The sequence below is a fragment of the Methylophaga sp. UBA1464 genome (assembly GCF_002325665.1).
In the GTDB taxonomy this organism is placed as follows: Bacteria; Pseudomonadota; Gammaproteobacteria; order Nitrosococcales; family Methylophagaceae; genus Methylophaga.
This window is the reverse complement of the sequence record NZ_DCSO01000024.1, coordinates 15,073-17,044: the sequence shown is the minus strand read 5'-3', so window position 1 is coordinate 17,044 and position 1,972 is coordinate 15,073. Positions and strand designations below refer to the sequence as shown.

Annotated in this window: 3 protein-coding genes; all 3 read right to left on the bottom strand. The window is 42.3% G+C overall.

What is annotated here, in order from left to right; all coding sequences use genetic code 11:
- Positions 1 to 168: 168 nt before the first annotated feature.
- On the bottom strand, positions 169 to 555 hold the full coding sequence (locus B3O33_RS02550) for an MTH938/NDUFAF3 family protein (RefSeq protein ID WP_292361692.1): 387 nt from the start codon (positions 553 to 555) through the stop codon (positions 169 to 171).
- A 5-nt stretch (positions 556 to 560) separates the two neighbouring features.
- Positions 561 to 851: an integration host factor subunit beta gene (locus B3O33_RS02545; protein WP_069296502.1), complete on the bottom strand. Its 291-nt coding sequence runs from the start codon at positions 849 to 851 to the stop codon at positions 561 to 563.
- 110 nt (positions 852 to 961) lie between these two features.
- Positions 962 to 1,972, bottom strand: a 1,011-nt coding sequence (locus tag B3O33_RS02540; protein ID WP_292362863.1) for a 30S ribosomal protein S1, incomplete at its 5' end; no start/stop codon positions are given.

Sequence of the window (1,972 nt, the reverse complement as noted above, 5' to 3'; positions counted from 1 at the left end):
ATGGCTGGTATTTGATTTGGAAAAAGTACTGAAATGTCTGCGAAGTTTTTGTCTGTAAGTCTCAAAGACAATTACAGTGATATATTTCGTAACTGGCATTGCGCACAGTTTATAAATCTTGATTCAAGTTACCTTGGAGGCACCGATCAAAATCAACCGGTAGCCGGACTAAAAACTAACCAGTACTATCGGCTTTCTGCCTTCATTCAAGAGCAAATTGTAGGTACGGCATGCAGCACCAAGTGACATGGTTTCCAGTGAAATACCATGCTCAGCCAATTTGGTGGTGATTTGTAATACTTGAGGAGTTATACCTTCGTCATTCACCATGATGATAACGTCAGCATTAAAGGCTTTTATTTTTTCAATGAGAGTGTTGCTTTGCTTCTCAGCCAAAGTTTTCAGATCAAACGTATCAAATACGCCCTCAGGTGACAGTGTGCAATTGTGGGTTATTCGTTGTTGCGGTTGATTTGGAGCTTGAATCAGTAGAAAGCCGTCGCCATAACTTTTTATTACAAGAGCGTCAGTAACGGCTTCCTGACTAATTTTCATTTCTGTTAAAAACCAGCGGCATTATTTACACGATCGCGTAATTCTTTTCCGGGTTTGAAGTGAGGTACATATTTTTCATCAAGCTTGACGGATTCACCACTTTTTGGATTCCGTCCCACTCTGGGGGGACGATGATGCAGTGTGAAACTGCCAAACCCTCTGATCTCAATACGATCACCACGTGACAGACAGTCGCTCATCTGTTCAAGAATTAACTTTACCGCTAGTTCAACGTCTCGGTAATTTAATAGAGATTGTTTTTCGGATAGTATTTCTATCAAATCAGACTTGGTCATAATTTCCTAGATTCCCGGCAGTAGACTTTGGGTTATGCCTTAAACATCAAGGCAGCTGTACAACAAGAAAATAAGCATCCGGCTTGACCGGATGCTTATTAATGATCAGATTAGCTATCTTTCTGATTCATTTGTTCTTTCAGCAAATCACCTAAAGTGGTATTGCCGGAACTGACATTGCTGTACTCTTTCACTGCTTCGGATTCTTCTTGATCATCCTTCGCTTTGATAGATAGAGTCAGCGTGCGATCCTTACGGGACATTCCTGTAAATTTAGCTTCGACTTCATCACCGATATTCAGCACTTTGCTGGCATCTTCGATACGTTCACGTGAGATATCAGCAACACGAACATAACCTTCAACACCTTCAGCCAATTCAATTGTTGCGCCTTTTGCATCAACTGCAGTGACTTTACCGGTAACAACAGTGCCACGTGGGTGTTCAGACAAATAAGCAGAGAACGGATCGTCTTGCAATTGTTTGATACCCAATGAAATGCGTTCACGTTCTGGATCAATAGCCAGTACCACGGCTTCAACTTCATCGCCTTTTTTGAAGTCACGAATCAATTCTTCGTTTTCTTCTTCCCAGGAAATGTCTGACAAGTGAATCAGGCCGTCAATGCCACCATCCAGGCCAATGAAGATACCAAAATCAGTGATGGATTTGATAGCACCGCTGACTTTATCACCTTTGTTATGAGTCATGGAAAACTCTTCCCAAGGGTTTGTCTGGCACTGTTTGATTCCCAGTGAGATACGACGACGTTCAGCGTCAATGTCCAGAACCATCACTTCAACTTCATCACCTAAAGTAACCAGTTTTGAAGGGTGAACGTTTTTGTTGGTCCAGTCCATTTCAGACATGTGAACCAAACCTTCAACGCCATCTTCGATTTCAACAAAACAACCGTAGTCGGCAATGTTAGTGACTTTACCCTGGATGCGGGTGCTGTTTGGATAACGACGTGCAATATCTTTCCATGGATCGTCGCCCAGTTGTTTCAGGCCCAGCGATACACGTTCACGTTCTTTATCAAATTTCAGAACCTGTACATCGATTTCGTCACCGATAGCAACAACTTCTGAAGGATGTTTAACACGTTTCCAAGCCATATC